Origin of the sequence: Sphingobacterium faecium (genome assembly GCF_003054045.1) — a bacterium.
Lineage (GTDB): Bacteria > Bacteroidota > Bacteroidia > Sphingobacteriales > Sphingobacteriaceae > Sphingobacterium > Sphingobacterium faecium.
In genome coordinates this window covers 791,168-815,613 of record NZ_QBKH01000002.1, presented here as the reverse complement: position 1 = coordinate 815,613, position 24,446 = coordinate 791,168, and the positions used below count along the sequence as shown (strand labels likewise).

The 24,446-nt window shown below is 35.3% G+C and carries 23 protein-coding genes; 11 read left to right on the top strand and 12 right to left on the bottom strand.

All coding sequences use genetic code 11. From position 1 onward, the window contains the following. Positions 1–5 precede the first annotated feature (5 nt). Together C8N37_RS07645 and C8N37_RS07640 are read right to left on the bottom strand one after the other, a co-directional pair. Positions 6–782, bottom strand: a complete 777-nt coding sequence (locus tag C8N37_RS07645; RefSeq protein ID WP_108158330.1) for an amidohydrolase — start codon at positions 780–782, stop codon at positions 6–8. A 91-nt stretch (positions 783–873) separates the two neighbouring features. Beyond that, a complete protein-coding gene (locus C8N37_RS07640; protein WP_108158329.1) occupies positions 874–1,842 on the bottom strand; it encodes a polyprenyl synthetase family protein in 969 nt (322 codons plus the stop codon). Between the two features lie 270 nt (positions 1,843–2,112). Here C8N37_RS07640 and C8N37_RS07635 point away from each other — a divergent pair, with 270 nt between their 5' ends. Then, entirely contained in the window at positions 2,113–3,288 is a 1,176-nt protein-coding gene (locus C8N37_RS07635; protein WP_108158328.1) for a glycosyltransferase family 4 protein, read from the top strand. Continuing rightward, positions 3,285–3,614 (top strand): metal-sulfur cluster assembly factor, encoded by a 330-nt coding sequence (locus C8N37_RS07630; RefSeq protein WP_108158327.1) that lies wholly within the window; start codon positions 3,285–3,287, stop codon positions 3,612–3,614. The genes C8N37_RS07635 and C8N37_RS07630 overlap by 4 nt, the downstream gene beginning before the upstream one ends. 31 nt (positions 3,615–3,645) lie before the next feature. Here C8N37_RS07630 and C8N37_RS07625 read toward each other — a convergent pair whose 3' ends face one another. The 3 genes from C8N37_RS07625 to C8N37_RS07615 all read right to left on the bottom strand — a co-directional run bounded on the left by C8N37_RS07625 (position 3,646) and on the right by C8N37_RS07615 (position 6,376). Then, entirely contained in the window at positions 3,646–4,887 is a 1,242-nt protein-coding gene (locus C8N37_RS07625) for a cation:proton antiporter (RefSeq protein ID WP_108158326.1), read from the bottom strand. 25 nt (positions 4,888–4,912) lie between these two features. After that, complete coding sequence (locus tag C8N37_RS07620) at positions 4,913–5,392, bottom strand: cation:proton antiporter regulatory subunit (protein WP_108158325.1); 480 nt, start codon at positions 5,390–5,392, stop codon at positions 4,913–4,915. 204 nt (positions 5,393–5,596) lie between these two features. Beyond that, a complete protein-coding gene (locus C8N37_RS07615) occupies positions 5,597–6,376 on the bottom strand; it encodes an MBL fold metallo-hydrolase (protein ID WP_108158324.1) in 780 nt (259 codons plus the stop codon). 113 nt (positions 6,377–6,489) lie between these two features. On the opposite strand from C8N37_RS07615, the gene recJ reads away from it, so the two are divergent. From recJ to C8N37_RS07600, 3 genes are read left to right on the top strand one after another with little or no spacing between them, the layout of a single operon-like run. Beyond that, positions 6,490–8,190: a single-stranded-DNA-specific exonuclease RecJ gene (gene recJ / locus C8N37_RS07610; protein ID WP_108158323.1), complete on the top strand. Its 1,701-nt coding sequence runs from the start codon at positions 6,490–6,492 to the stop codon at positions 8,188–8,190. Between the two features lie 51 nt (positions 8,191–8,241). Beyond that, positions 8,242–8,982 carry an LPS export ABC transporter ATP-binding protein gene (gene lptB, locus C8N37_RS07605; RefSeq protein ID WP_108158322.1) on the top strand — a complete coding sequence of 247 codons (741 nt, stop codon included), beginning with the start codon at positions 8,242–8,244 and terminating at the stop codon, positions 8,980–8,982. 17 nt (positions 8,983–8,999) lie between these two features. After that, positions 9,000–10,514: a GH3 auxin-responsive promoter family protein gene (locus tag C8N37_RS07600; protein ID WP_108158321.1), complete on the top strand. Its 1,515-nt coding sequence runs from the start codon at positions 9,000–9,002 to the stop codon at positions 10,512–10,514. A gap of 67 nt (positions 10,515–10,581) precedes the next feature. Here C8N37_RS07600 and C8N37_RS22770 read toward each other — a convergent pair whose 3' ends face one another. After that, complete coding sequence (locus C8N37_RS22770) at positions 10,582–10,728, bottom strand: hypothetical protein (RefSeq protein WP_153196917.1); 147 nt, start codon at positions 10,726–10,728, stop codon at positions 10,582–10,584. Between the two features lie 388 nt (positions 10,729–11,116). Here C8N37_RS22770 and C8N37_RS07595 point away from each other — a divergent pair, with 388 nt between their 5' ends. Further along, positions 11,117–12,187 (top strand): branched-chain amino acid aminotransferase, encoded by a 1,071-nt coding sequence (locus C8N37_RS07595; RefSeq protein ID WP_108158320.1) that lies wholly within the window; start codon positions 11,117–11,119, stop codon positions 12,185–12,187. A 126-nt stretch (positions 12,188–12,313) separates the two neighbouring features. Here the strand turns inward: C8N37_RS07595 and miaA are convergent, their stop codons facing one another. The 5 genes from miaA to C8N37_RS07570 all read right to left on the bottom strand — a co-directional run bounded on the left by miaA (position 12,314) and on the right by C8N37_RS07570 (position 17,055). Next, positions 12,314–13,228 (bottom strand): tRNA (adenosine(37)-N6)-dimethylallyltransferase MiaA, encoded by a 915-nt coding sequence (gene miaA, locus C8N37_RS07590; protein ID WP_108158319.1) that lies wholly within the window; start codon positions 13,226–13,228, stop codon positions 12,314–12,316. Continuing rightward, positions 13,228–13,815, bottom strand: coding sequence for an IS1096 element passenger TnpR family protein (locus tag C8N37_RS07585; protein ID WP_108158318.1), 588 nt, complete (start codon positions 13,813–13,815; stop codon positions 13,228–13,230). The genes miaA and C8N37_RS07585 overlap by 1 nt, the downstream gene beginning before the upstream one ends. Before the next feature lie 70 nt (positions 13,816–13,885). Further along, positions 13,886–15,319 carry a CCA tRNA nucleotidyltransferase gene (locus C8N37_RS07580; protein ID WP_108158317.1) on the bottom strand — a complete coding sequence of 478 codons (1,434 nt, stop codon included), beginning with the start codon at positions 15,317–15,319 and terminating at the stop codon, positions 13,886–13,888. A 118-nt stretch (positions 15,320–15,437) separates the two neighbouring features. Beyond that, positions 15,438–16,493 carry a 4-hydroxythreonine-4-phosphate dehydrogenase PdxA gene (gene pdxA / locus C8N37_RS07575; protein WP_045752486.1) on the bottom strand — a complete coding sequence of 352 codons (1,056 nt, stop codon included), beginning with the start codon at positions 16,491–16,493 and terminating at the stop codon, positions 15,438–15,440. 70 nt (positions 16,494–16,563) lie between these two features. Continuing rightward, positions 16,564–17,055 carry a GNAT family N-acetyltransferase gene (locus tag C8N37_RS07570; RefSeq protein ID WP_170114495.1) on the bottom strand — a complete coding sequence of 164 codons (492 nt, stop codon included), beginning with the start codon at positions 17,053–17,055 and terminating at the stop codon, positions 16,564–16,566. Between the two features lie 190 nt (positions 17,056–17,245). Between C8N37_RS07570 and rsmA the strand changes: the two genes are divergently transcribed. Genes rsmA through C8N37_RS07550 form a run of 4 tightly spaced genes read left to right on the top strand, consistent with a single transcriptional unit; the run spans position 17,246 to position 21,038 of the window. Then, entirely contained in the window at positions 17,246–18,025 is a 780-nt protein-coding gene (gene rsmA / locus C8N37_RS07565) for a 16S rRNA (adenine(1518)-N(6)/adenine(1519)-N(6))-dimethyltransferase RsmA (RefSeq protein WP_108158316.1), read from the top strand. Between the two features lie 35 nt (positions 18,026–18,060). Continuing rightward, positions 18,061–18,936, top strand: coding sequence for a hypothetical protein (locus tag C8N37_RS07560; protein WP_108158315.1), 876 nt, complete (start codon positions 18,061–18,063; stop codon positions 18,934–18,936). 15 nt (positions 18,937–18,951) lie between these two features. Further along, positions 18,952–20,097, top strand: a complete 1,146-nt coding sequence (locus C8N37_RS07555; protein ID WP_108158314.1) for an FAD-dependent monooxygenase — start codon at positions 18,952–18,954, stop codon at positions 20,095–20,097. Positions 20,098–20,105: 8 nt separating this feature from the next. Next, complete coding sequence (locus C8N37_RS07550; RefSeq protein WP_108158313.1) at positions 20,106–21,038, top strand: NAD(P)-dependent oxidoreductase; 933 nt, start codon at positions 20,106–20,108, stop codon at positions 21,036–21,038. A 15-nt stretch (positions 21,039–21,053) separates the two neighbouring features. Here C8N37_RS07550 and C8N37_RS07545 read toward each other — a convergent pair whose 3' ends face one another. Beyond that, a complete protein-coding gene (locus C8N37_RS07545) occupies positions 21,054–21,923 on the bottom strand; it encodes a UbiA prenyltransferase family protein (protein ID WP_108158312.1) in 870 nt (289 codons plus the stop codon). Between the two features lie 181 nt (positions 21,924–22,104). Between C8N37_RS07545 and acs the strand changes: the two genes are divergently transcribed. Further along, the gene (acs, locus tag C8N37_RS07540) at positions 22,105–24,021 is read left to right on the top strand and encodes an acetate--CoA ligase (protein WP_094773276.1); all 1,917 of its coding nucleotides are present in this window, start codon (positions 22,105–22,107) and stop codon (positions 24,019–24,021) included. Positions 24,022–24,446: the final 425 nt, after the last annotated feature.

The following is a 24,446-nucleotide window of genomic DNA, read 5'->3' as shown; positions in this document are numbered from 1 at the left end:
AGGTATTAATCTATCGTGAAGCTATCTGCATCTTGCAAGAATGGGAATGATTTTCTTGCTTCTTGAAGATCACGAGGTTGAATAGTAAATGTATACAAATCCTCATCTTCAGGTTTATAATATACCACATCTCCCAATGGAGAGATACACATGGAGCCTCCAGAGTAATAGATATCATTACCATCATGTCCTACACGATTCACACCAATAACAAAGGCCTGATTTTCAATCGCACGTGCTGGGATCAATGTACGCCAATGAGCAGAACGTTTATCCGGCCAATTGGCAGTATATACCAATAAATCATATGCCCCTCCAACATTTCGAGACCAAACTGGGAAACGGATATCATAACAAATCATAGGGCAAATATTCCATCCTTTGATATTAACAACGATACGTTCGCGGCCTGCTGTAAAATATTGATCCTCTCTTGCCATTGCAAATAAATGACGTTTATCGTATTTTACATAAGTGCCATCAGGAGACATCCATACAAAACGATTGAAATATTTCCCGTTCTCCACAATGATCAAAGAACCTGCAATCACACAGTTTAAAGTTTGAGACATATGGAATAACCACTGCATCGTTTTACCATCTGATGTTTCAGCGCACTTCTCTACATTGTTGGTAAATCCAGTGTTGAACATCTCCGGTAATATAATGAGATCCGTTTTTTCTCTCAAATTTGAAAGTTTAAGCGCAAGATTACTCAAGTTTTTTTCTATATTTTCCCAAAAAATATAAGCTTGAAAGATTGTTACTTTTAACGGTTCCATTTTAATTGTTTCGTAAATTATGATGAACTAAGTCTACAAATTAAGAATTATTTTACCAAATAAAGATAAAATAGACAAATAATAGCGCTTTCTATTGTTCTCTAATAAGGAGTTGATTTGATAATGTAATTAACGCTTTCTTCTTGTCATTTGGTATATCAATCGCCGATAATCTTTCAAATGCCAGTTGTGTATAAGATTCTTTCAATTGATCTGCAAGTGATTTTATGTTATATTTTTGATATAATATTAACATATCCTTCAATTTGTTGGGATTACCTGATAAAGTAGAATCTAATAAGTTTTGTAAGGAGTTTCTATCTTCTTCTTTTAAGATTTCCATCAACTTGACCAACAGATAAGTTTTTTTATTGATCAAAATATCACCACCTACTTGTTTGCCAAATGTTTCAGGATTTCCGTAGGCATCTAAAACATCATCTTGAAGTTGAAAAGCAATACCGATATATTCACCAAATTCATAGATCAATTTTTGATCATGAAGACTTGCATCAGCTAAAATTGCTCCCATTTGCAATGCGCCACCTAATAATACGGAAGTTTTTAATCGGATCATTTCAATATAATCCTCCATACTGATGGAATCAGCATGTTCATAATCCATATCCATTTGTTGTCCTTCGCACACTTGCATAGCGACACGATTGAAGGTTTTTAATAGATCGGCAATATAACCAGGATTACAATTTGCCAATTCATCATATGCTTTGACTAATAGCCCATCACCTGAAAGTATGGCTACACTTAAATTCCATTTTTCATGAACAGTCTGTTTTCCCCTGCGTAGTGGCGCTTGATCCATTACATCATCATGTACAAGTGAAAAATTATGGAAGTATTCGATCGATTTTGCCGCAGGTAAAGCATCTGTAATTTCTCCAATATCAAACATATCAGCTGCCAATAAGGTTAATGTAGGCCTAATACGTTTGCCACCTAAACTCAAAAAATAACGAATTGGATCGTAAAGATTAGCGGGCTGATTCGGAAATTGACTGTTTTCAATCGAGTCAAAGATTAATTTTTGTAAATGCTGCATATTATCTGGTCATCGTCTCCTAATGATAAGCGAAGATAAGAATTATAAAAACAAAGTTTTGATTTCAGTGGGTTGAAAAGAATTTAATTCAAGCAAATTAATACAAATTTCACTATGAAAGCAGCCTTGAGGACAAAGGAGAGATCAATAAAGCATTGAAATGAGGAGAACAAAAAATAAAGTGCGATCCCATAAATTTATGCTATTTACGATACAATTAAAATTGCACATAAAACAAATTTATCTAAGTTTGTAAAAAAGCAAGGATCCATGCGCATTTTAATCATCCATACTTTCTATCAAGGCCCTGGTGGTGAAGACACCGTTTTTCAACAAGAGCAAGAACTGCTCGCTGTCGATAACGAGGTATTATCACTTACTTTTCAAAATAAAAAGGGATGGAAAGGTGCTTTACAAACACTGTTTTCTTTTTGGAATATTGCTGCTTCATATCAGGTAAAAAGAACGATAAAAAAATTCAATCCTGAATTAGTGCATATCCACAACACACATTATGCAAGTGGTCCCCTTATTATAAGAACAATTTATAAATTGGGTTTCCCACTGGTGATGACCTTACACAATTTCCGAATACTTTGCCCCTCTGCTATTCTTTATCATGACAACAAACTCTTCCTTTCGAGTTTAAAGGAAAATTTTCCATGGACAGCTATCAAAAATAAAGTCATGGACAACTCAGCCATCAAAACATTTATTTTAGCAGTAAACTATTGGTTTCATAGAAAAATCGGAACATGGAATATGGTAGATCGCTATATTACTTTATCAGGTTTTGCAAAAAATATATTTATACACTCTACATTACCTGTTGATGCACAGAAATTTGTTATTAAACCCAATTTCACTTTTCCTATTGAAGGTTTGATATCACCTGCAGAAGATTATTTTATATACATGGGTAGACTGACTGAGGAAAAGGGAATTTTAAACTTATTGGAAGTCTTTTCAAAAACTGATATCAGAATACTGATCATAGGAGACGGCACGTTGAAACAAAAAGTAATAGATGCAGCTCAAAATAATTCCAATATCAATTATTTAGGTTTTAAATCACGTGATGAAATCATCCCCTTAGTTGAAAAAGCGGAAGCATTAATCGTTCCATCTTTGTGGTTTGAAGGTATGCCTATGACTATACTCGAGGCATTCTCAGTTGGAACTCCAGTTATAGGTAGTGATATCGGAGCATTGAGTGAATTGATAATCCCCAATAAGACGGGTTTATTATTTAATCCACAAGATGTGGATAATATGTTGATAACTTTGCAGCAATGGAAAAATTATAGTCCACAAGAAAAATTTAACATTAGACAAACAACAAAAGCATTCTATTTTAGTAATTTTACGCCAGAAGAGAATAAAAAGAAATTACTTCATATTTACAATGAGGCAATTCAAGCTAACACTAAACGATCGTCAAAATGAGTATTATAATTTTAGATAAGCTAAATATTGCACCTGCTATTCAAGAAGCGTTAGAAACAGTATATGATCCCGAGTTGAAGCCAGCAAATATTGTTGACCTAGGTTTGGTTTATGAAATCATAACGAAAGAAAATGGTATTGCAAAGATAGTGATGACTTTAACCGCGCCTGGCTGTCCAGTTGCTGGTCAAATAATGGACGAAGTACAGCATAAAGTTGCTGCTGTACCAGGAGTAACTGAAGCTCTTGTAGAATTGACATTCGATCCACCTTGGACAAAAGATATGATGAGTGAAGAAGCAAAATTAGAACTGGGCTTCTTATAAGAAAAAAGCGAATCCAATGGATTCGCTTTTTTTATGGTGTTTGACCAGATTCCAAATCACTTAATCTTTTAACTGTCTTCGGCTTAATTTCATCTTTGCCAAATAGTTTTGTCCAGATATTCCGAGATTCTTTTGTCAATAATGGCGATACGATGGATAATATCAATACGTAAACAACAACAAATGACTGTATAACAGGCAATAAACCACCCGCCTTTCCAATATTAGCCATAATGATCGAAAACTCTCCCCTTGCAGATAATGTAAATCCAATATCAAACGAAGTTTTATTTTTCATTCCTGAAAATTTGGCCGCAAAATAACCTGATGCAAGATTGCCGCAGATCGTAACTGCAGCTGCTATAGAAGCCCATAAAACAGCACCTCCAAGAGACAGCATATCTATTGATAACCCAAAGCTAAAGAAAAACATCGCCCCGAAGAAATCTTTATAAGGCAAAACCATGGCTTCAATCTTCTTGATATACTGAGAGTCCGCTAAGACTAATCCAGCCATCAAAGCACCGATTGCTTCTGCAACATGAATGGTTTCGGAAAAACCAGCTGTAATAAATAGCAATGCAAAGATAACAAGGACAAATAGTTCGGAAGACTTAACCTGCAATAATTTGTCGATAGCAGGAACCAGCTTCCTTCCTAATATAAGAAATGTCAAGATAAATCCTAATGCCAACAATGATGTTCCGGCGACAGTCCAAAAGGAGCTACTCCCTGTTAGAATCAATCCTGAAAGGAATGAGATATGCATGGCGATAAACAAATCATCAAACATAATCATCCCCATAATTACTTCTGTTTCAGGATTAGCAGTTCGCTTCAAATCGGTTAATACCTTGGCAACAATAGCTGTTGAAGAACTTGTCATAATTCCACACAAGACCATCATCTCTTTGAAGGGAAGATCCATCATCCAGCCGATCAGTAAACCCGAGATAAAATTGAGCAGTACATAAACGGTACCTCCTGTGACGATTGATTTTCCAGATTTAATTAAACGTCCGACAGAAAACTCAAGTCCCAAATAAAATAAAAGAAAGAGAACGCCTAAGCGTCCCATAAAATCAATGAAGGGCTTGCTTTCCGTAAAAGTAAGATCGATAGTACCAATCTGAGGAGCATGCTGCCCCAACACCATACCTATCAAAATAAAAAATGGAATAACAGAAAACTTTAGCTTGTTGGCTATTAAGCCTACAGAAGCAACAAGACCAACGGCAATTCCGATTTCTAAAATAAGTGTGTGTGATGGCATATAAATAAATTTTGTTTTGAGTATGTTACAATAATATTTCCTTTAATAGCTTAATATTATTCTTTTTCCCTGCGATAACCAAGGTCGTACCTGGACTAATTACATAATCAGGACCTGGATTAATAACGGTATTTTCACCTAATATACCAGCAATAATGGATGCTCCTGTACGTTGACGAACTTCTAGTTGGCCAATTGTTTTATTAGCACCCTCAAATTTACCTTCCACTTTATACCATTCTATTCTCAAGTCATCTAATGCGACTTCAATGGTTTCTAAAGCTTTTGGTTTATAAGACAACCCACCAATAATACCTGCGACCTGTCTAGATTCCTCGTCGCTTAAGGTCATCACACATCGAGACTCACTTTCTTCTTCATCATAACGATATAATTCTCTTCGACCATCGTCATGTATAACCACGACCATATTGTCTCCAGCTTCAGTTTCAATTTGATATTTCTTCCCAATACCAATAAGATCCGACTCTCTTACAACAGACATATTTTTTTTGCTTTATTATAAAACTTATTTTTTATTAGCTGAAGAAAAAAGATATGATCTAACAGCTTTATACAAACTTAGCTAAAAATTCAATCATATCAGCATCTTATCATGTGTTTTGCGACCAATAATCGGCCAAATCAAACGATAATAAGGTTGAATAAACAAAAATTCCGTTTTGAATTTTTAATACATGTTTTTGTATTATTTTATATTTATAATGGTATAGCGACCATCATTTTGTAATTCAGGTATACCTATGGCTATCGTTTTGGAATGATAAAATAGATAGATCCAATCATTTGGAGCACCTTCATTCCAATAATCTTTCCTTAACTCCCTTGACCGACGTCCATCAAAATCATATTTTGCACTATAATTTTGAAAAATCTCTTCCGGTTTCGGTAAAACATCACCTCCAAAAAAATAATTCTTCTCGCCGGTCTCAATATGAAATGTTTGATGGTACTGCGTATGCCCTCCACTCAAATTATATCGTATTTCTTTATTAATGATACCATCACCTTCTATCAAGTGCAAATTACCACTTCGCTGCACCACATCAAAAATCTCAGTCCGATAAGATTTATTTATCCCCGAATAGGCATCTTCCCATTCACCACGCTGTACCATATATTCTGCGTCTGGAAATGCGATACGGCCTGCTCCTTCTTCAAAACTCACCATTCCACCAGCATGATCTTTATGCAAATGTGACATCAGCACATATTTCACATCCTTCGTTTCATATCCAAGCTTTTTAATGTTTTTATGAAGTAAGAGTTCACCGTCAAGATCTGTTAGTCCCAATCCGGTATCACATAAAACAAGTCCGTCACTAGTTTCAATCAGAAAAGGATGGACATGGATAAACATCGAGGAAGGACGATCTATGGCACGATGAATAGTCGGATCAAAAGGAATAAATTTTTTCGAAGCATCGACTGAAAATGAGCCTTCGAATAAGGAATGTGCTAGTGCCATCTTTAATTTATTGGAAACTTGCGTGTTATATACCTCACCATGATTAGCCTATTGTATTATTAGGTTAGTCAATAGACAAAACGTATATTTACACATAATTACGATGCAAAGATATGCAAAAAAGGTGGGTACTAAAATCTAAAAGTGAAGTCAAAAAAGTTAATCAATTAAGCAATGAACTTGGTATTAATCCAGTATTAGCAGAATTATTAGTTACTAGAAATATTGAGACTTTTGATGCTTCTAAACAATTTTTTCGACCTTCTTTAGACCAACTCCACAACCCATTCTTAATGCAAGATATGGAAAAAGCTATTGCCCGAATTACTACTGCAATTGGCCAAAATGAAAAGATTTTAATTTATGGCGATTATGATGTGGACGGTACCACAGCTGTAGCTGTAGTTTACAGTTTTTTCAGGGAATTTCATTCGCGTATCGAATTCTATATTCCCGACCGTTATGCGGAAGGATATGGTATCTCCACACAAGGTATTGATTACGCTGCCGAAAATGGTTTTACGCTGATAATTGCATTGGATTGTGGTATAAAAGCAAATGATAAGGTCGAATATGCTAATTCAAAAAACATTGATTTCATTATAGGGGATCATCATCTACCTGGTGATGAATTGCCTCCTGCATTTGCGGTACTGGATCCCAAAAGAGAAGACTGCAACTATCCTTACAAGGAATTATCAGGCTGTGGAATCGGTTTTAAACTGATCCAAGCGTTCATTATGAAAAATGATATGTCCTTGGATATCTGTTATCAATATCTGGATTTAGTAGCGGTAAGTATCGCTTCCGATATTGTACCGATCACGGGTGAAAATCGCATTCTGACTCATTTTGGATTGATCAAACTCAATACGAATCCGTGCTGTGGACTACAGGCACTTGTTGACCTTTCTACCAATAAAACGAAGACATTTACCGTTAATGATATTGTCTTCCAAATTGGCCCTAGAATCAATGCTTCAGGAAGAATTGATCATGCAAAAGACGCTGTGAAATTATTGATCTCAAAATCATTGCAAGAAGCAAAGGATTTTAATATCAATATTGATGATCAAAATAATGTCCGTAAGGATTTTGATCTTAGAATTACTGAAGAAGCATTGTCCATTATAGATGATAATGACTCGCTTAAGACCCGAAAATCAACTGTCCTGTACAAATCGGATTGGCATAAAGGTGTAATTGGCATTGTTGCATCCAGACTTACAGAAAAGTATTATAGACCGACCATTATTCTAACAGAGACTAATGGGCATATTGCGGGTTCATGTCGATCGGTGATCGGCTTTGACTTGTATGAGGCCCTGAGTGAATGTAGTGACTTATTGGATCAATTTGGCGGCCATAAATATGCCGCTGGACTGACCATGCAAATCGAAAATATTAAATTATTTCAAGATCGTTTTGAGCAAGTGGTGACTCGACTTATCAAACCTGAAATGTTAACACAAGAAATCTTGATAGATACAAAACTTCATCTTCAGGATATCGATGCCAAATTTCACCGTATATTAAGCCAATTCGAACCTTTCGGACCACAAAATGAAAGTCCCATTTTTTTAAGTCAAAAAGTCACTCTGATTGGATCGGCCTATCTTGTGGGTTCTAATCATTTAAAAATGACTGTTAAACAAGAGCATTCACCTTCTTTTGATTGTATTGGTTTTGGACTTTCTGAACATATTGAGACCATCAATAGTGGCAAACCATTTGATATGTGTTACAGCATAGAAGAAAATGTATGGCGGGGTAAAAAGAATTTGCAATTAAATTTAAAAGGAATTCGATATTAAAATATATTTTTAATAATCAGATTGTTATCTTGAGTTAAAATACGACATAAAATGATACTAAGAGCTGAACATCTCATCAAAAAATACAAACAACGTACTGTTGTAAACGATGTTTCTTTTCAAGTAGAGCAAGGAGAAATTGTAGGTCTTTTAGGACCTAATGGAGCAGGAAAGACCACTTCTTTTTATATGATCGTTGGATTGATAAAGCCCAATGAAGGTCATGTATATTTAGATGATCAAGAAATCACACAGGATGCCATGTATCAACGTGCTCAAAAAGGGATTGGCTATCTGGCACAAGAAGCTTCTATCTTTAGAAAGCTGTCTGTAGAACACAACATCCTTTCCGTATTGGAAATACACTATCCCAATAAAAAAGAGCGCTTGGAAAAATTGGAAGAACTCCTTGCTGAATTTAGTCTCAATCGAGTACGTAAAAATAGAGGTGATTTATTGTCTGGAGGTGAAAGACGACGTACAGAAATAGCTCGTGCTCTAGCTGCAAATCCTTCTTTTATTCTTTTAGATGAACCATTTGCAGGTGTGGATCCAATTGCAGTAGAAGAGATTCAAACTATTGTAGCGAAACTTAAAACACGCAATATCGGAATACTTATCACTGACCATAATGTTCAAGAAACATTATCCATTACTGATCGAGCATACTTACTCACAGAAGGAAAAATTATGTTGACAGGTACTCCGGAGGAAATCGCCAGTAATGAGATGGCTCGAACATTTTATCTGGGTCAACATTTTGAACTCCGTCGCAAAAAGCTAAATACTTAAACTTACTCCAACTTTATATGGCAATATTAGATTCACTATTGACTTGGTTCATGAAAAAGCGGATTCATCAGATTGAGTTATTTATGAAATATCCGCATGATGTACAAGAAGAATGGTTCCAAAGTTTAATATCATCAGCAGAAGCAACGGAGTGGGGTAAAAAATATGATTATAATAGTATTTTAACTCCTGAAGAATTCAAAAACAGGGTTCCTATACAAGATTACAATTCGTTAAAGCCTTATATTGATCGTATGATCAAAGGTGAGCAAAATATATTATGGCCGTCGGACATCAAATGGTTTGCTAAATCTTCAGGTACAACATCAGATCGCAGTAAATTTATTCCGGTAAGTGAAGAGTGCTTAACTGAATGTCACTTTCAGGGTGGAAAAGATATGTTGACAATTTATTTCAACAATAAACCAGAAAGTCAAATTTTCAGCGGAAAATCGGTCGTATTAGGAGGCAGCTCTCAAATCAATAGCTTTAGTTCGGACTCATACTATGGCGATTTATCTTCCATCTTATTGAGAAATCTTCCCTTTTGGGCAGAATTTAAAAGAACACCAAATTTGGAAGTTACCCTATTACCGGATTTTGAGGAAAAAATTGAAAAAGTTGCGCATATTACCATTCACGAAAATGTGACTAATCTGGCAGGTGTTCCAACTTGGAATATCGTACTCGCCAAAAAGATATTGGAAATCACAGGAAAGAGTAATTTGCTGGAGGTCTGGCCCAACTTAGAATTTTACACCCATGGTGGAGTAAGTTTTAAACCTTATCGTGAGCAATTTAAAAAACTGATCCCTTCCGATAAGATGTATTATTTAGAGAATTACAACGCCTCTGAAGGATACTTTGCACTACAGGACGTGTCCGATTCTGAAGACTTATTATTAATGCTTGATTACGGCATCTACTACGAATTTTTACCTATTGAAAATCTATACGATGAAAATCCTCAAACATTAGGATTACATCAAGTCGAATTAAATAAAAACTACGCCTTGATTATTTCGACCAACGCAGGTTTATGGCGGTATATGATCGGAGATACGATCAAATTTGTCACCCTATCTCCATACCGTATTCAAATAACAGGACGTACAAAACAGTTCATTAATACCTTTGGAGAGGAACTCATTGTCGATAATGCTGAGGATGCTATTAAAAAGGCAAGTGAAATAACCCACGCTATTGTCAAAGATTATACAGCTGGGCCCATTTACTTTAAGGAAGGTGAAGCTGGAGCTCATGAATGGATTATAGAATTTGAACAGCAACCCGATAATTTTGAAACTTTCTGCAAAATATTGGATGAAACTTTACGAGAGATCAACTCCGATTACGATGCAAAGCGTTATAAAAACATGGCATTACAATTTCCAGTTATTCATAACGCCCCTAATTATACATTCTTTGAATGGATGAAGTCAAAAGGGAAACTCGGAGGTCAAAATAAAGTTCCAAGACTATCCAATAACCGTGACTATTTAGAACCGATATTAGCTATCATAAAAAAATAGGAGAAATATTCATATTTCTCCTATTCATTTGTTGAGTACTTGTCTCTTCTGAAAAATTAGGAAGTACTTACGGTTTGATAGCTGTTTTATAAAGGAAAACAAAAAAACCTAAAATAAAATTTAGTGAAAATCCATTCTTTTCCACAGCTGTCTTTTGATCAAACTCTAATTCATCCTCTTCCAATGCATTTCTTTTACTGTCTAATTCTTGCATGGCTTTAATCATTTAGTTTGTTGTTATTAATTAATATCTGTTTAAAAAGTGTGAGCCTATTCAAAGTCTACTGTCTGGGACAGTTGACTAGTGTGATTGCGTTAAACCAAATAACATGCCACATTACGATTTCAATATGAATTCATATAAATTTAATATGGAAGAAATTTTAAATTAAGAAATCGCAATTAAATAGTGACAAAAAAACGAATGGCCTTTCATCCATAACAATTTAGTGTCCATAAAATAAAACGCAAATCCTAAAAAAGAGACATTTTTATCTTATTATAATAAAATATATTGTAATAGAACAAAATTCTTTAAACTACCTATTTATCCTTCAAATTCATTGTTTTTTTCCTACTTTAGCATACGTAATTTAAATACAATGAGCGCGACAGAAAATTATTCAATTCGCGTAGAGCCCACAAAAGAATCGAGACTCTCGCAAGTAGATTTTAACAATCTAAAATTTGGAAAAATATTATCCGACCACATGTTGGTCGCAAACTATGAAGATGGAGCATGGACAGATGTAAGCATTGTGCCTTATGGCGATATTAATATCAGTCCTTCCATGTCAGCAATACATTATGGTCAAGCTATTTTTGAAGGTATCAAAGCGTACAAGTTTCAAGATGGCACCATCAGTATTTTCCGTCCAGACAAAAACTGGGAAAGATTCAATACTTCTGCAGCTCGTTTGGAAATGCCAGAAGTGCCAGAAGAAATCTTTTTAGGTGGACTAAAGAAATTATTATCAACAGATAGTAATTGGGTCCCTAATGCACCTGGCACATCTTTATATATCCGTCCTTTTATGTTCGGAACTGAAGCTGCATTGGGCGTACATCCCTCTAATTCTTATAAATTTATCATCATTACTAGTCCAGTAGGTGCTTACTATAGTAATCCTTTAAAATTAAAGGTTGAAACGCACTTTACCCGCGCAGCTGAAGGTGGAGTAGGTTTTTCAAAAAATGCCGGTAATTATGCATTATCATTATATCCGACTCGTTTAGCAAATGATGAAGGTTTTGATCAGTTGATGTGGACAGATGCTTCAGAACATCAGTATATCGAGGAGGCTGGTACCGCCAACCTAATCTTCCGTATCGGTGATAGCATCATTACACCACATGGTGATACGATATTACATGGAGTGACACGCCGTACTATTATGGAACTGGCTGCAAGTTGGGGATATAAAACAGAACAGCGCAGAGTCTCTGTAAAAGAGCTTATTGACGGTATCAAAGCAGGTATAGTGACAGATGCATTTGCAGCTGGAACTGCGGCTACATTAACACCAATTGCTACGATTGGATATGAAGGTGAATTATTTCAATTGCCACCAGTTGAAGGTCGCGATTTTTCTAAAAAAGTATTAACTTATTTAGATGATCTTAGATATGGCAGAATTGCTGATGAATTTGGTTGGAATATGATTGTAGACTAGAAAATCATTAGATTAAATAAAAAAGCGCTATGTTAATACTCTTAACATAGCGCTTTTTTTATCCAAATGAGGTTTACCAACAGAGTTATTAACATAATGTGGATAACTCTGTTGATAACATCAAAATTAGGATTGAATATAATCAATAATCTGATTTTTGTCTTTGGGATCAAACCAAATGGTATTTTTATCTTTCTTAAACCATGTGATTTGCCTCTTCGCATATCTTCGCGAATTCTGTTTTATTTTATCGACAGCTTCTTCCCAAGAAATAATTCCTTGTAAAAAGTCAAAGATTTCAGCATATCCTACAGTCATTAATGCTGGTTTATGCTGATATGAAATTAATGATTTCACTTCTTCCAATAGCCCTTCTTGCAACATTAAATCGACTCGTTGATTGATACGTTCGTATAAATCAGCTCGATCCATATTCAATCCAATAGTCAAGATATGAAAGGATCGATGTGATTTTTTATGATTCAGAAAATTAGAAAATGGTAATCCTGTAGTTTCGAATACTTCCAAAGCACGAATCACACGTTGTACATTTGAAATATCAACCGCGTCATAATAGACCGGGTCTACTTCTTTCAAATACTCTTGCAAGGGTACTATTCCTGCTGTATCGAATTTTTTATTTAATTGTTCACGGGTTTCAGGCAAAGCTTTAGGTAAATTGTCAAGACCTTCGCATACCGCTTTCACAAATAAACCTGAACCACCTACCATGATGACCTTATCCTTTGTTTGAAACAAGGATTCTATTTTATCTAGGGCATCTCTTTCAAAATCACCTGCAGAATAATCTTCCTCAATCGTATGTGAGTTAATAAAATGATGAGGAGCTTGACTCAATTCAAATGGCGTTGGTTTAGCTGTCCCAATATTCATCTCTCGATAGAACTGCCTTGAATCTGCAGATATAATTTCCGTATCAAACTGCTGGGCAAGCTGAATCGCCATAGCAGTTTTTCCTACCGCTGTAGGACCTACTATAACAATTAAAGTTTTTTTGTGCTCTTGTTTAGAATCCAACATTAATATTCGTCAAACGAACCACCACTCTCTTTTTCAGATTTGTCTTCTTCCTCCTCGTCATCTCCATCAAACAAATCAAATTCTTCGTCGTCATCCACACCATATTGTGTTTCATCTACCAAAACTTCCTCATCATCATCATCTTCTAGTGGATCAGCAACTGGAAAATTTGATGCAGCCAAAGATTTAGGTGCCGCACCTACAGTTTTAAAAACTATCGGATAGGTTTTCCCTTCCTCCTCTTTCAAAATTTTGATTAATTCCACATGGAATTCATATGGTCTGTCAAAATTATAGATGTAATAAAACTTTTGATGAGGATCATCGATAAACTTACTTAAACGAATATTCTCCATTAATAAAACACCTTCTGATACTTTACGAGCAGTTGGTAAAAAAGCAATTTCAGTTCCTTTTTTCCATTGATCATTACTGACATAAAAGGAAGATGTACGTTCAGCTTCATAAGAAGTTGTCTTATGGATAGCCTCATGTAATTCTGAAAAAGTTTGTTTCGAAAGCATATCGATTTCTCTATACACATCCTCATAATCTTCAAAAGTGATTCTGAATCTATAAATAGCCATTTTTAATATTCGTTTTGTTTGTTAACAAGATGAGCTTCAATATGAATTGAAGCAATTAAAATTACTTTTTTTATTTAACAGTTGTATTCAAATCCCATGCCTTTCTAATAGTCAAGCCTAATTCTTCCGCTCTATTGACCATAAAATGATAAGCATCCATCTTGGCGTTAGGTATTTCTCCTTCCAAGATTGCTTCTCTAATAGCATTTTTTATTTTTCCAACTTCACGGCCGGGACCAATTCCAAAGACCTCCATGATATCCTCTCCTGAAATTGGAGGTTGCCAATTTCTAATTTGATCCCGCTCTTCAACATCTTTAAGCTTCTGCTTGACCAATTCAAAGTTCTGACGATATTTTTTCTTTTTATATTCGTTTTTTGTGGTTACATCGGCATGACACAATTGCATCAACGCGTCGATATCATCACCTGCCTCAAACAACAATCGACGTACTGCAGAATCAGTAACAATATCCTGAGCCAATACAATAGGTCTTAGATGTAGTAATACAAGCTTTTGCACAAACTTCATTTTTTCATTCAATGGCAGCTTAAGCTCTGAAAATAATTTAGGAACCATTCTTGCCCCTTTATCTTCATGTCCGTGGAATGTCCAACCTAATTTCTTATCAAATCTCTTTGTCGCTGGCTTTGCAATATCGTGCATAATGGCCGCCCATCTTAACCAAAGATCATCTGTTGTTTCACACACATTATCCAAAACTTCTAATGTATGGTAAAAATTATCTTTGTGTCCTTTACCATCAATAATCTCTACACCATATAAGTTTTGCATAGCAGGAAACACCAAAGGTAACAAGCCCGTATCAAACAAATATTTGAAACCTATAGAAGGTTTTTTTGATAAAATAATCTTATTAATTTCATCAATAATGCGCTCTTTAGAAATAATACGTATACGTTCTTTTGTATCTGTAATCGCTCGAACTGCATCCGTATCTATTTTAAAATTCAATTGTGTTGCAAACCGAATTGCACGCAACATTCGTAAAGGATCGTCCGAAAAAGTCACGATAGGATCAAGCGGCGTACGTATGGTACGTAATTCGATATCCCCTACTCCATCGAAGGGATCTAACAATTCACCATAATTTTCCTTATTCAACGAATAAGCCATGGCATTAATTGTAAAATCTCGGCGATTTTGATCATCCTCCAAAGTTCCATCTTCAACAATCGGTTTTCTCGAATTGCTGCGATAAGATTCTTTACGCGCACCTACAAATTCGACATTCAATCCTTCAAAAACCAACATTGCTGTTCCAAAACTCTTATAAACAGCAACTTTCGTTTTTAACTGATTTCCTAAAGCTGTAGCAAATTCAATTCCACTGCCAATAACAACAATATCCACATCATTATTAAACCGCCGCTGCATGATTCGATCACGGACATAACCGCCAATAACGTAGCACTCCGTGCTTGTTTTTTCGGCTAACTCTTTAATGATTGGGAAAATAGGATGTTGTAAATTATCACTCATAGCATGAATCTAGGTCCTTAAAAAAACACTAGGATGCAAAAGTAAGGAATTTATTATAAAATAGGCATTAGTCTTATGATATAAGCACACAAGACTAATGATATTACTTGGTTCTACATTAGTCACGATCTCTAGAAAGCTTACGGAAAGCTAATGGGTTTTGAGAAAGCTCCGCTTGTTCGCGGCGGCGTCCAACAATATGAACGGCCTGAAATATCGCCTCCATAAATGATTCATGTGCTGCAATATTTTTGCCTGCAATATCATAACCTGTTCCATGATCGGGAGAAGTACGCACAATCGGCAAACCTGCAGTGAAATTTACTCCATTACGCTTTGCAATATGCTTAAAAGGAATCAATCCCTGGTCATGATACATCGCTAATACAGCATCAAATTTTTCGTACGCATGATTGGCAAAAAAACCATCAGCAGGATAAGGTCCAAAACAAAGCATTCCTTTCTCTCTCGCCTTTTCCAATGTTGGTCTGATAATCGTATCATCTTCCATGCCGATCACACCATTATCTCCTGCATGTGGATTAAGACCCAATACAGCAATTTTTGGTTTTTGAATCCAAAAGTCCTTTTTAAGACTTTCATTCATTAATTCCAATTTATTTAATATTGCCTCTTCTGTAATATGTTCAGAAACATCTTTTACCGGAATATGACCTGTAACAACACCTACACGTAACTCATCACAAATCATAAACATCAACACATCATTTGCATTTGTCTTCTCTTGCAAATATTCTGTATGTCCAGGAAAATGAAACCCTTCCTGTTGAATATTGTGTTTATTTATAGGAGCTGTCACAACCGCATCTATCTTTCCTGCATTCAGGTCTTCAATAGCTTTTTCCAAAGAAATAAATGCATATTTGCCTCCAATTTCATTTTCTTCTCCCAAAGTAATTTTAACATCCTCTTGCCAGCAGTTAATCATGTTAGCACGTTTAGGATTTGCCTGTTCAGGATCGTTGATGACATTAAAACTAAAATCATTGACGCCTAATGCCTTTCTATGAAAAGACGCAACTTTTGTATTACCATAAACAATTGGAGTGAAAAATTCTAATACACGATTGTCCAACAATGATTTTATAATCACTTCCAATCCGATACCATTAATATCGCCTACCGTAATACCTATTTTTAATTTGTCAGCCATAGTAAAAAATGAAATTATTGACTCAAAAGTAATTAAAATTATACGAAATAGTCAAGGTTTGATCGAAATATCAAATTCGTTTAAAAAGCATATGCTGTAAACCATAACGGCCATTTTTAAATCGACCTGTATCCTTATAATCCATTTGTAGATATAAATGATAAGCATAACGATTTTCAATATTCACCGTAAGCACAATCTCATCAATATCTTCGGCTATTATTTTAACAAAGGAATCTACTAATAATAATGCCTGTTTTGCAATTCCTTTACCTTGAAAATTGGGATTTAAAGATAATCCTCTCAATAATATAGAATTTGGATTACCGGTGACGATCAGGTGATCCACTGTGCGGTCTAGTAGAAAAAAACCAACAGGATTTTCTTGATATAAGATCGTAATGGGATATTTATTATTGATTTTGTGAACTTCTTCAACTTTAATATTTTGATACACCGTTTTAGTGAAGCGACGCTGTGTTTCATCGAGCTCATAGGACAGATGTTCATAATGCGAGTCTTCATAGTTAACTAACGAAACTGATGACAAATTTTCTATCATTGGGTTTATCATATTAATTCTTCTAGACAAGTTACTATTTTTCCTTAATAAAATAATTATCGCTGTAATAGCGAAATGGGCTTTCAAGCTCTCAGTAGATAAATCGATAACTTTATTTTTTATTATATGACTTAATTAAAATTGTGAATAAAACAAATTTATCTAAGTTTGTAGCAAATACTAGCATAATATGAGTACAGTAAGAGCCAAGAAACATTTAGGGCAACACTTTTTGAATGATAAAAATGCAGCACAAAAAATAGTGGATGCTTTGAATCCAACATTAGGATTTACACAAGTGCTAGAGGTTGGCCCTGGGATGGGTGTTCTTTCCGATTTCCTATTGCAAAATACGGCATATGAAACATGGATGATTGATGTGGATGATGAGTCTATCGAATTTTTAGCAGACAAATACCCTCAATTAGAACATCGATTGATTCATGGTGATTTTCTTACGTTGGATTTTGCGAAACATTTTGATGAAAAAATAGCAATTATTGGTAATTTCCCCTATAATATATCCTCGCAGATTTTATTTAAAATATTGGACGAACGCAATCGTGTGGTACAGATGACAGGTATGTTTCAAAAGGAAGTTGCAGAACGTTGCACGGCAAAAGCTGGCAGCAAAGAGTATGGGATTTTAAGCGTTTTCTTACAAGCTTACTATCATGTTGAATATCTTTTCACAGTAAAAGCAGGTGCATTTAATCCACCCCCAAAAGTGCTTTCTGGAGTGATTAGAATGACTCGGAATGATCGTCAGGAATTAGATTGTGATGAAAAATTATTCTGGAGAGTTGTAAAATCCGCTTTTAATCAAAGAAGGAAAACATTAAGAAATTCATTGTCAGCAGTAATTACAAAAGATAAAATGTCTGATAATCCATTGTACGAATTACGTGCAGAAAGACTGACTGTCAATGACTTTACAGTACTTACTAATGAAATTGCCGGCGAACTGTAAGTTAATATCTTGTTTTTTAACCTGATTTGATTTTTATGAATCTGAAAACCACTTTTATATATATCGCTTTAGGTGAAAAATTTACATATCACCTGCAGACTATATTCAGTTTACTCAGTCTAGTGAAATTTAGAAGCGAAGCAACTAAATATGTCATTTATACGGACCATCCTGAATATTATAATTGGTTATCAGCGTTAATTGAGATTCGTAATATTCATATAGCGACATTCGAAAACTGGATAGGGCCTACTCAATATTTCTATAGGACTAAAATTAAAGCCATGCAAGATGCTGCTTTAAAAGATGATGGTCACCTCATCTTTCTAGATTCAGATACGATGGCAATTGCACCTTTAGATCAACTGATAGGTCAGCTTTCTTCCGGACATAATTTTCTTCATTTAAAAGAGCGGTTCCTGTCGGATAAGCAGATTACCAACGACCATAAGAGGATGTGGAAAATCATTGGAGGTACAAAAATTAATAATATCGTGATGGATGATACGATTCGTATGTGGAATTCTGGCATCATCGCATTAAATCAGCAGGACAAAATCAAATTATTAGATGATGTACTTTTATTCAATGATACACTGTGTGACCAAAAAATTGTTTGTCGTGTAAAAGAACAATTCGCATTCTCGGTTGTGTTAGAAAAACACGGAAATTTAAAAGTTGCTGATTCTTGGATACTGCACTATTGGGGAAATAAAGAGGAGTGGCATCAAAAAATTTTAGATTTTTTAATGCCTTTGCTGCTTGCCGCTCATAAGCCCGAAGATGTAGCTGAGCTAATCGATACCGAAGAATGGATAAAAACACCCTATCATCGACACATTTCTTCCTTTAAAAAACGTCTATTGAAATTTTGCATTAATAAAAAAGATCGTACCTTGACTATTGAATAATTAAATTCGCTGTATGTGAAAAGATTTACGATAATTGGTGGTGGAGTTGCGGGATTAACCGCAGCAATTGGTTTAAATAAGATTGGGATACAGGCATCAATCTTTGAAAGTGCAAAAATATTAGCAGGTATTGGTGCTGGCTTTGGATTAGCAGCCAATGCCATACAGGCACTTGAGTATTTAGATCTTAAAGCTGGAGTGATCCCGCTGGGTCATTATTTAGAAAATTATAATATCCTAGATGAACAAGGGAAAATTCTGGCATCTCCCGAGACCAGGAAAATCAGCGCGCAGTATGAACAGGATAATTTTGCCATCCACCGTGCCGATTTACATCAATTTCTACTCCAGCAAATAAATATCACGGACTTACGTTTAGGAAAAAGAGCATTCAAAGTTGAAGAGGATACAGCTGGTATTGCTATTTTCTTTGACGATGGCACTGTACATACAACTGATTATTTGATTGTTGCTGACGGTGTAAAATCTCAACTAAGACAGCAATTAATTCCTGACTCAGCTCCTCGATATGCAGGTTATACCTGTTGGCGTGCCACTATAGACAATACCCATATAAACCTCAAGACCGGTTTCGAGACCTGGGGTCGTAAAGGACGTTTTGGAATGACTCCACTTGTTGGAAATAAGATCTATTGGTATGCTTGCATCAATGCGGAGCCAAATAGTGCTCAGTATAGTAATTATACCATCGAGGATCTCAAGCTGAATTTTGCTCATTACCATGATCCTATACCAAAGGTGTTAGCCGAAACAAAAGACGAACAACTCATCTGGAATGATATTATTGATATTAAACCTCTAAAGCATCTTGCATTAGGCAATATCTTATTTATTGGAGATGCTGGACATGCGACTACTCCAAATATGGGACAAGGTGCTTGCCAAGCGATAGAAGACGTAGCCGTCTTAGTAGACGAATTGAAGAAGACAAAGGATGTAACACTAGCTTTTAAACATTTCGAACAAAGGAGATTAAAAAGAACGCGGTATATCACCGAAACTTCTTGGACTATAGGAAAGATCGCACAATGGGAAAACCCGATCAGTATCATGGCTCGAAATACGCTGATGACCATACTTCCCGAGAAAATCAAACAACATCAATTGAAAACACTTTTAGGTGTTGATTTTATGAAATAAAAAATCAAATGAAAACAAAAGTATTAATCGTAGATGATGCGCATACCGTACTTCTTCAAAAATTAGAACAAGCTGGTATTGCATATGATTACAAACCAGACTTCACTAGAGTAGATGCTGAAAATGCAATTGTAGCTTATACCGGATTAATCATCAGATCGAAATTTCAAGTTGACCAACAGTTTATAGATTTAGCAAGTAATCTGCAATTTATCGCACGCTGTGGAGCGGGTATGGATAACATCGATGAAACTTATGCTGTATCGAAAGGAATTAAAATCATCAGTGCAAATGAAGGAAATCGAGACGCTGTTGGAGAACATATGATCGGCATGTTACTTTCTTTAATGAATCATCTCAACAACGGAAATCAAGAAATTAAAAATGGTCTATGGCGTCGAGAACCCAATCGAGGCTATGAATTAAAAGGAAGAACTGTTGCACTCATTGGCTATGGTCACAATGGACAAGCAATGGCAAAAAAACTTTCAGGATTTGATGTCAATGTGATTGCGTATGATAAATATAAGACAGGATTTACAGATCAATTTGCTAAAGAAGTTTCTATGGAAGAAGTGGTCAAACAGGCAGATGTACTTAGTTTTCATATACCGCTAACCAAAGAAACTAAAGGGTTGATTAATCAAGAATATCTGCATCATTTTCGGAAACCTATATTTTTCTTGTTAGGTGCTCGTGGAGGAATTGTTGAAGTTCCAGCTGTATTAAAAGCGATGGATGAAGGAAAAATCATCGGAGCAGCTTTCGATGTGCTACCTGTTGAAAAATTTCCTGCTCTTGCAGAACAATCCTGGTTTTCTGATTTAGCCAGTAGAGACAATGTTCTATTAAGTCCACATGTAGCCGGTTGGACATTTGAAAGTTACTATAAACTATCGGATGTTGTGGCAGAAAAGATTATTTCACTTTTGAAAAAATAAGCGTTTACATTTAAGTCAGGCAAAATATTGCACAAAGACAACCACTACAAATTGAAGAACCAAACTTACGTCTAATAAATAAGCATAATGGTAATGGTCATTTCTCTTGAAAACAATCAATTTCAATAAAAGGCAAATCATTGCATTGGTGAGCAAAAGACCCATTTTGAGCACGAGATCATAAGGAGCACCTATAATAAATAGACTATGTAAGCTTAGCAATAAATAGCATAGACTCTTTGCTCTACTTTCTCCGAGCATATTAGGCAATGTTCGGAGATGATAGTAAGAATCTTGTTTAATATCCCGAATATCGAAAGGCAATGTACAGATAATCAAGAACAGGAACTTCAATCCAGCGAGATAATATAACAAATTAAGATTTACCAAAATATTATTGCTGTACAACTCGATATAAGGTAGAAATACACTACTCAACACCCAGACAAAAGCAATATGAAAAATTTTCATGGCTGGAATCTGTCTTAATCCCCCCCATCGACCTCTTAAAGGAATGATAGGAAGACTATACAATACACTCACAAGCCCAATGATACCTAAGAAAAGGATGGAATAAAGGTGGATATGAAAAAGACACCATATACATATACATGCAGCAATGAATGTATTGATCAGTAAAAATCGTTCGTATTTAAAAACCCATCTTGTTCGGGCATATATTGATCTTTCGGGATGTTGAGGTTTGGATAAGATTAAACTAAAATTGTAAAGAGCAAGTGTCGCTGCTCCTTCAATTAGTGCGATATAACCATTGACCTCCTGATCCAAGATCACATATGTCAATACGCATTGTGAAGCCGCTGCAAGAGCAATTAACATATTGCTAAAAATTAAAAAATAGTATACTTTTTTTAATACATCCATACAGATCAATCTATTATATCATGAGCAATATAACAATAGTGTTATAAAAAAGTTAAATTTCGAATTATAAATTTTATAAATTGCCTTTTGTCCCAAAAAAAACTAAATTAGCTGATTCCTAATGAACTTGTTTAATCAACCAAATTGCTTTTTTAGGGATTGAAATTAATAAAACCAAAATATGAGTCTACAAATCAAATCATTTGAAGAATATCAAGAAGTTTATAAAAAAAGTGTAGAAGACCCGGAAGCATTCTGGGGAGAGATAGCGGAAAACTTTTTTTGGAAAAGAAAATGGACAAATGTTCTGAATTGGAATTTTACAGAACCTAACGTAAAATGGTTCGAAGGTGGAAAATTAAATATTACAGAAAATTGCCTTGACCGTCACATTTATAATTTAGGAGATAAACCAGCTATTATTTGGGAACCCAATGATCCAAATGAAGCGCATCGAATTTTATCTTACAAACAACTTTTACAGAAGGTTGAGCAGTTTGCCAACGTGCTAAAAAATAACAATATCCGCAAAGGAGACCGTGTGTGTATTTATTTACCGATGGTACCTGAATTGGTCATTGCAACTCTGGCATGTGCACGTATCGGCGCTATCCATAATGTCGTATTCGGAGGTTTTTCAGCACAATCTATTGCTGACCGTATCAATGATGCAGCATGTAAAGTAGTAGTTACGTCCGATGGTAGCTACCGCGGGCCAAAAGTATTGGAATTAAAGAGCATTGTAGACGATGCGTTGATGCAATGCGACACGGTTGAAAAAGTAATTGTATTGACAAGAACGCGTACACCTGTATCCATGATCAAAGGTCGTGATGTATGGTGGGAAGACGAGATTAAGAAGGTAGAAACACAAGGAAACCCGGCTTGTCCTGCTGAAGAGATGGATTCGGAAGATACGTTATTTATCCTTTACACCTCCGGATCTACAGGAAAACCAAAAGGAGTTGTGCATACCACAGGTGGTTATATGGTCTACACGGGTTATACTTTCTCCAATGTATTTCAATATCAGCAAGGAGAAGTATATTTCTGTACTGCAGATATTGGTTGGATTACAGGTCACTCCTATATTGTCTATGGTCCGCTTTCGCAGGGAGCTACTTCATTGATGTTTGAAGGAACACCAACGTTTCCTGACGCTGGTCGTCTATGGGATATCGTTGAAAAGTATAAAGTCAATATTTTATATACAGCACCAACAGCTATCCGTTCGTTAATGGCCTTTGGAGATTCGTTTATTGACGGTAAAGATTTGAGCAGCATTCGCAAACTGGGATCCGTTGGAGAGCCGATCAATGAAGAAGCATGGCACTGGTATGATAGCAAAGTAGGTAAAGGAAAAGCACCCATTGTTGATACGTGGTGGCAAACGGAAAATGGAGGTATCTTAATCGCTCCTATGGCCGGTATTTCACCTACTATACCGGGCTATGCGATGTTGCCACTACCAGGGGTGCAACCAGCCCTGATGGACGAAAATGGAAAAGAGATTGAAGGAAATGATGTATCGGGAAATCTATGTATCAAGTTTCCATGGCCAGGTATGTTACGTACCACTTGGGGGGATCATGAGCGTTGTCGTCAGACCTATTTTGCAACCTATGAAAATATGTACTTCACAGGTGATGGTTGCTATAGGAATTCTGAAGGATACTACAAAATCACTGGCCGTGTAGATGATGTGTTAAATGTTTCAGGACACCGTATTGGTACAGCCGAAGTAGAGAATGCGATCAATATGCACTCTGATGTTGTGGAATCGGCAATAGTGGGTTATCCACACCCTGTAAAAGGACAAGGTATTTATGCCTACGTAATCGCACACCATCATATCGATGATGAAAGTACGCGTAAAGATATTATGCAGACGATTACGAGATTGATTGGTGCTATTGCCAAACCAGATATTATCCAATTTGTATCTGATCTTCCAAAAACTCGCTCTGGAAAAATCATGCGTCGCATCCTTAGAAAAATTGCAGAAGGGGAAAGATCAAATTTAGGAGATACTTCTACCTTACAAGATCCTGCTGTTGTTGATGCCATCATCGAAGGAGCTGATAACTTGAAGAAATAAAAAAACTTAATATTTTTATAAAAACAGAAGCCACCTCATCAGGTGGCTTCTGTTTTTATAAAAATACATCATATTTATTGAAAAATATTCTATTTAAATTGATTATTTAAATAGAATAAACAAAAAAAACTCATATTAACATTAAAAATTAAACAAAATTCTTTAAAAAAGTAATTTAAAAACATTTAACAATATAAAATAATCGAAAAACTCATTAAAAAAAATAAAAACATCATAATTTGATGTACAAATAAAAAAATAAGCATCATTTTCATTAAAAGCCATAAAGAAATAATAAAAAAAACAAAAATAATATTGGTAATCATAAAAAAAACTATATATTTACAACACCTTAATAGGTTTATAATTGGTTATAAAAGGTTTTCATTCTCCCCGTCTGAAAACCTTTTTTTATTTTCAATAGT

Excerpts from the sequence above, each read along its gene's own strand:
- C8N37_RS07645 (WP_108158330.1), bottom strand. The coding sequence starts at position 782 with ATGGAACCGTTAAAAGTAACAATCTTTCAAGCTTATATTTTTTGGGAA.
- C8N37_RS07640 (WP_108158329.1), bottom strand. The coding sequence starts at position 1,842 with ATGCAGCATTTACAAAAATTAATCTTTGACTCGATTGAAAACAGTCAA.
- C8N37_RS07635 (WP_108158328.1), top strand. The coding sequence starts at position 2,113 with ATGCGCATTTTAATCATCCATACTTTCTATCAAGGCCCTGGTGGTGAA.
- C8N37_RS07630 (WP_108158327.1), top strand. The coding sequence starts at position 3,285 with ATGAGTATTATAATTTTAGATAAGCTAAATATTGCACCTGCTATTCAA.
- C8N37_RS07625 (WP_108158326.1), bottom strand. The coding sequence starts at position 4,887 with ATGCCATCACACACACTTATTTTAGAAATCGGAATTGCCGTTGGTCTT.
- C8N37_RS07620 (WP_108158325.1), bottom strand. The coding sequence starts at position 5,392 with ATGTCTGTTGTAAGAGAGTCGGATCTTATTGGTATTGGGAAGAAATAT.
- C8N37_RS07615 (WP_108158324.1), bottom strand. The coding sequence starts at position 6,376 with ATGGCACTAGCACATTCCTTATTCGAAGGCTCATTTTCAGTCGATGCT.
- recJ (WP_108158323.1), top strand. The coding sequence starts at position 6,490 with ATGCAAAAAAGGTGGGTACTAAAATCTAAAAGTGAAGTCAAAAAAGTT.
- lptB (WP_108158322.1), top strand. The coding sequence starts at position 8,242 with ATGATACTAAGAGCTGAACATCTCATCAAAAAATACAAACAACGTACT.
- C8N37_RS07600 (WP_108158321.1), top strand. The coding sequence starts at position 9,000 with ATGGCAATATTAGATTCACTATTGACTTGGTTCATGAAAAAGCGGATT.
- C8N37_RS22770 (WP_153196917.1), bottom strand. The coding sequence starts at position 10,728 with ATGCAAGAATTAGACAGTAAAAGAAATGCATTGGAAGAGGATGAATTA.
- C8N37_RS07595 (WP_108158320.1), top strand. The coding sequence starts at position 11,117 with ATGAGCGCGACAGAAAATTATTCAATTCGCGTAGAGCCCACAAAAGAA.
- miaA (WP_108158319.1), bottom strand. The coding sequence starts at position 13,228 with ATGTTGGATTCTAAACAAGAGCACAAAAAAACTTTAATTGTTATAGTA.
- C8N37_RS07585 (WP_108158318.1), bottom strand. The coding sequence starts at position 13,815 with ATGGCTATTTATAGATTCAGAATCACTTTTGAAGATTATGAGGATGTG.
- C8N37_RS07580 (WP_108158317.1), bottom strand. The coding sequence starts at position 15,319 with ATGAGTGATAATTTACAACATCCTATTTTCCCAATCATTAAAGAGTTA.
- pdxA (WP_045752486.1), bottom strand. The coding sequence starts at position 16,493 with ATGGCTGACAAATTAAAAATAGGTATTACGGTAGGCGATATTAATGGT.
- C8N37_RS07570 (WP_170114495.1), bottom strand. The coding sequence starts at position 17,055 with ATGATAGAAAATTTGTCATCAGTTTCGTTAGTTAACTATGAAGACTCG.
- rsmA (WP_108158316.1), top strand. The coding sequence starts at position 17,246 with ATGAGTACAGTAAGAGCCAAGAAACATTTAGGGCAACACTTTTTGAAT.
- C8N37_RS07560 (WP_108158315.1), top strand. The coding sequence starts at position 18,061 with ATGAATCTGAAAACCACTTTTATATATATCGCTTTAGGTGAAAAATTT.
- C8N37_RS07550 (WP_108158313.1), top strand. The coding sequence starts at position 20,106 with ATGAAAACAAAAGTATTAATCGTAGATGATGCGCATACCGTACTTCTT.
- C8N37_RS07545 (WP_108158312.1), bottom strand. The coding sequence starts at position 21,923 with ATGGATGTATTAAAAAAAGTATACTATTTTTTAATTTTTAGCAATATG.
- acs (WP_094773276.1), top strand. The coding sequence starts at position 22,105 with ATGAGTCTACAAATCAAATCATTTGAAGAATATCAAGAAGTTTATAAA.